At 62.0% G+C, this 3,869-nt stretch carries 7 protein-coding genes; 3 read left to right on the forward strand and 4 right to left on the reverse strand.

The features are described 5' to 3' along the window. Positions 1–298: DUF1801 domain-containing protein (locus PDO_RS10805; protein WP_007601731.1), on the forward strand; the 298-nt coding region annotated here is incomplete at its 5' end. Positions 299–328: 30 nt separating this feature from the next. Here PDO_RS10805 and PDO_RS10810 read toward each other — a convergent pair. The 3 genes from PDO_RS10810 to PDO_RS10820 all read right to left on the reverse strand — a co-directional run bounded on the left by PDO_RS10810 (position 329) and on the right by PDO_RS10820 (position 2,153). After that, a complete protein-coding gene (locus PDO_RS10810) occupies positions 329–1,120 on the reverse strand; it encodes an SDR family NAD(P)-dependent oxidoreductase (RefSeq protein ID WP_007601734.1) in 792 nt (263 codons plus the stop codon). A 122-nt stretch (positions 1,121–1,242) separates the two neighbouring features. Beyond that, entirely contained in the window at positions 1,243–1,530 is a 288-nt protein-coding gene (locus PDO_RS10815) for a DUF2218 domain-containing protein (RefSeq protein ID WP_007601736.1), read from the reverse strand. A 2-nt stretch (positions 1,531–1,532) separates the two neighbouring features. Continuing rightward, positions 1,533–2,153: a PadR family transcriptional regulator gene (locus PDO_RS10820; RefSeq protein ID WP_007601738.1), complete on the reverse strand. Its 621-nt coding sequence runs from the start codon at positions 2,151–2,153 to the stop codon at positions 1,533–1,535. Between the two features lie 210 nt (positions 2,154–2,363). Here PDO_RS10820 and PDO_RS10825 point away from each other — a divergent pair, with 210 nt between their 5' ends. Next, positions 2,364–2,837: an OsmC family protein gene (locus tag PDO_RS10825; RefSeq protein ID WP_007601740.1), complete on the forward strand. Its 474-nt coding sequence runs from the start codon at positions 2,364–2,366 to the stop codon at positions 2,835–2,837. Positions 2,838–3,091: 254 nt separating this feature from the next. Further along, positions 3,092–3,292, forward strand: coding sequence for a hypothetical protein (locus tag PDO_RS10830; RefSeq protein WP_007601742.1), 201 nt, complete (start codon positions 3,092–3,094; stop codon positions 3,290–3,292). Positions 3,293–3,367: 75 nt separating this feature from the next. On the opposite strand, the gene PDO_RS10835 is transcribed toward PDO_RS10830, so the two are convergent. After that, a partial coding sequence (locus tag PDO_RS10835) for an AMP nucleosidase (protein WP_007601744.1) occupies positions 3,368–3,869 on the reverse strand: 502 nt, incomplete at its 5' end.

A 3,869-nucleotide genomic window follows, 5' to 3' on the forward strand; every position in this document is an offset into this window, starting at 1 on the left:
CTTAGGCCGACGTCTCGACACGCTTATCGAAAGCGCGGTGCCTGCTGTCCGCAAGGCGGTGAAATGGAACACGCCGTTTTACGGCGTGGAAAGCGGCCGTTGGTTTCTCGCGTTCCACTGCTTCACCAAATATGTGAAAGTGACATTTTTCGACGGCACCTCCCTGGAGCCGCCGCCGCCCGGCACATCAAAGCAGGCGACGGTGCGCTATCTCGACATCTACGAGGGAGCATTCGATGAGGCGCAGTTCCGCGATTGGGTTGAACAAGCCAGCCGGTTGCCCGGCGAACGTTTGTAGTGGCAGGTCCAGCCAAAGCCGCACCCGTCGTCACGGCATGAACTGACCGCCGTTTACGTCGATCGTCTGGCCGGTGATATAGCCTGACAGCATGTCGGAGGCGAGGAAGAGATAGGCGCCGACGCAGTCGTCCGATGTGCCGGCACGCTTCAATGGTACGGCTGCCGCCACCTGCTCGGCCTGGCCGGGCAGGGCATAATTGTCCTGGAACGGTGTTGCGATGAAGCCCGGCGCCACCGCGTTGACGCGCACGGCGTATTTGCCGAATTCCAGCGCCATGCCCTTGGTGACCGCGCCGACAAAGGCCTTCGACGAGCCATAGACGCCAGAGCCTGCGGTGCCGCCGGTGCGGGCCGCGACCGAGGTCGTGTTGATGATGAAGCCGCCCTGTTTCTTCAGGTGCGGCAGGGCCGCATGGCTGGTGGAGATGACCGAGCGGGCATTGACGTCCATGACCTTGTCGTAGTGGGCGTCCGTCATTTCCTCATAGGCCACGCGGGCGATCATGCTGCCGGCATTGTTGATCAGGCCGTCGATCCGGCCAAACGCCTGCACCATCTGGTCGACGGCCGCCGCCATCTCCGCAGAGCTTGCCGCGTCCGCCTTGAGGGTGACGACCTTGCCGCCGGATGCCTTGATCTCGTCGGCGATCGCCTCGGCCGCCTCGGCGTTGGAATTGTAGTGCAGGCCGATCATGGCCCCTTGCGCGGCAAAGGCGCGCGCCAGCGCGGCGCCGATGCCGCTTGACGCGCCGGTGATCAGCACGGCCTTGCCGGAGAGGTCTGGAATGATGAGGTCGGGAGTGATGAGATGGTCGGTCATGCGGCAGTCCTCCTGTTGTCGGACAAGCTTAGACCGGTCGCGCTGTCACTTGGCAAGACCGGTCCGAGGAATATCCGCATGCCGATGCCCGATGCCCTAAGTCCGGAGTGGATGCGGTCGTCTCAAGCGGTTTGCCATTCGAAGGGCAGCGGCGCCTCGCGGAAGGCAAAGCGGTCGAGATGGCTGGAGACCACGCCCTTCATCCGTTCGAGCACCTCTGCCTGCTCGCCCTCGATGACGACGGTCAGGCCTTTCTCATCCGAGGTCATGGTCGCGACCGCTTCCGAAAACTTGACCACGCCCTTGTTGTCGGTGAGTTCGACATCCAGCTTGTGTGCCCAGTGCTTGCACAGCTGCTGGACATATTTCCAGCCGTGTTCCGTGGCCACCATTGCCGTTACTTTCGCCATGTTCAGAGCCTTTCGATCTTGCTCGCCGCTTCGTCGAGAATGCGGGCCACTTCCAGTTGGGTTTCGCGTGTCACGCCGTCAAGGGCGAGGCGATCCTGTAGGGCGGCGCGCAGATTGTGCATGGCGCGGCGAACCGGTGCCGCATCGGTGCGTTCGGTGACCTTGGCAAGGGCCGTCAGCCGCGCCATCGCGGTGGCCACCTCGTCGGCGCGCTCGATCAGATGCTGGCGTCCGGCTTCGGAGATGCCGAGCAGCTTGCGCGGGCCGTCGCTCGCCTGCTCGTCGGCAAGGCCCATGTCGAGCAAGAGGGTCATCGTCGGATAGACCACGCCGGGGCTTGGTGCATAGGCGCCACCGGACAGGGTTTCGATCTCGCGGATCAGGTCATAGCCATGGCGCGGCTGTTCCTCGATCAGCTTCAACAGCACCAGACGCAACTCGCCGCTCTCGAACATCCGGCGGCGTTCGCCACCGCGTCCGCGTGGGCCGCCCTCCGGCCTGCCACCAAATGGTCCCCCGTGCCGCATGCCATGCCGCATGCCGTCACGGATCCCGTCAAAGGTGTCGCGCATGGCCTGGGCAAACTTGTCGCGCCCTTGGCGCTCGCAATTGGAATGTCTCATAATCGGTTTCTTTCTGATAGGTTTCGATTGCATCTAAGATATATCTTAGTTCGATCATTGCAAGTCGGGCGGCGATTAATTTTTGGTAAGATGCAGGGCAGGGCCGTGCAGTGCTTTCGGCGGGATGACGCTTGGCCTATCGTGGTGCAAAACCACACGATCGCGTTTAGACGCGGCAGGTGAATGGGCAAGGCAGTAGGGAGACGCAGCATGAGCGAGAAGCGCCACGAGTATAAGGTGACGGTCACCTGGCAGGGCAATACCGGCACCGGCACATCCGGCTACCGCGACTATGGCCGCGACCATGTGATTTCGGCGCACGGCAAGCCGGACATTCTGGCCTCGTCGGATGTGGCCTTTCGCGGCGATCCGGCCCGCTGGAACCCGGAGGACCTGTTCCTCGCCTCACTGTCGGCCTGTCACAAGCTCTGGTACCTGCATTTCTGCGCCGTTTCCGGCGTCATCGTCACCCATTACGAGGATCATGCCGAAGGCGTGATGGAGATCGATGCGGAAGGGACGGGTCGCTTCACCGATGTGCTTTTGAAGCCGCGGGTGACGATCAAGGCCGGCACCTATCCCGACATTGCCGCCGAGCTGCATGCCGAGGCGCATGAGAAATGTTTCATCGCCAATTCGGTCAACTTCCCGGTCCGCTGTCAGGCCGAGATCATCGAGGGGTGATATGCGGCAAGGCGTTGTCGCCCAATCGCCACGAGCGACCAAACCGTCTGGGCCGCAAGCGATCGAATTGACCAAGCCTGCTGGAGCTTTTATAAAACAGCCCTTGCGACACACGGGGTCGGCCGAAATAATCTATTCAAATCAATAGACCACCCCGGAATGGTGACAAATCAAGACCGCGGCGCCAGGAGATTGGCGAAGCGAGACAGTACGGCTGTATGCATCAGCCATGGAGAAATAAGATTATCAAGATAATGGTATTGCTGCACAGCGCCGTTGGCACGGGTTGGCAGTCTCCCCCAAAAGGCACCAGCCTGAAGACATTGAGTGAAGCCGAAGAGCAAGGCTTCATCCTGATCCGCGGGGAGTTTCAGAAACGGCAATTCCGCCTGACGGAACTGGGCTCCGACCATGTCGAGCGCGACAAGCGGCGTCTGGAAGCCCGCAGCCTCTGAACCGATTCCGCTCTATGCCAGTCGCGGCCCCGGTGTGTGACCGGGGCCTTGCGTGCCTGACTGGCCTGTAAGCCTTTACTGGAACGCCGTCTCGAAGAAGCTGCGCAGCTTGCGCGAATGCAGCCTTTCCTTCGGCATGGCGCCGAGTTTCTGCAGGGCGCGGATGCCGATCTGCAGATGCTGGCTGACCTGGGTCTTGTAGAAGGCGGTCGCCATGCCCGGCAGTTTCAGTTCGCCATGCAGCGGCTTGTCGGAGACGCAGAGCAAGGTGCCGTAGGGTACGCGGAAGCGGAAGCCGTTGGCGGCGATCGTGGCTGATTCCATGTCCAGCGCAATCGCCCGCGACTGCGACAGGCGCTTGACCGGGCCGCGCTGGTCGCGCAGTTCCCAGTTGCGGTTGTCGATCGTGGCCACGGTTCCGGTGCGCATGATGCGTTTCAGCTCGAAGCCCTCGTAGCCGGTGACCTCCTCCACGGCATCTTCCAGCGCAAGCTGCACTTCGGCCAGCGCCGGGATCGGCACCCAGACCGGAATGTCGTCATCGAGAACATGGTCTTCGCGCACATAGGCAGTGGGC

Source organism: Rhizobium sp. PDO1-076 (assembly GCF_000247475.1).
Lineage (GTDB): Bacteria > Pseudomonadota > Alphaproteobacteria > Rhizobiales > Rhizobiaceae > Allorhizobium.

What these genes read in the sequence shown, in the direction of transcription:
- PDO_RS10810 (WP_007601734.1), bottom strand. Translation starts at nt 1,120, where the DNA reads ATGACCGACCATCTCATCACTCCCGACCTCATCATTCCAGACCTCTCC.
- PDO_RS10815 (WP_007601736.1), bottom strand. Translation starts at nt 1,530, where the DNA reads ATGGCGAAAGTAACGGCAATGGTGGCCACGGAACACGGCTGGAAATAT.
- PDO_RS10820 (WP_007601738.1), bottom strand. Translation starts at nt 2,153, where the DNA reads ATGAGACATTCCAATTGCGAGCGCCAAGGGCGCGACAAGTTTGCCCAG.
- PDO_RS10825 (WP_007601740.1), top strand. Translation starts at nt 2,364, where the DNA reads ATGAGCGAGAAGCGCCACGAGTATAAGGTGACGGTCACCTGGCAGGGC.
- PDO_RS10830 (WP_007601742.1), top strand. Translation starts at nt 3,092, where the DNA reads ATGGTATTGCTGCACAGCGCCGTTGGCACGGGTTGGCAGTCTCCCCCA.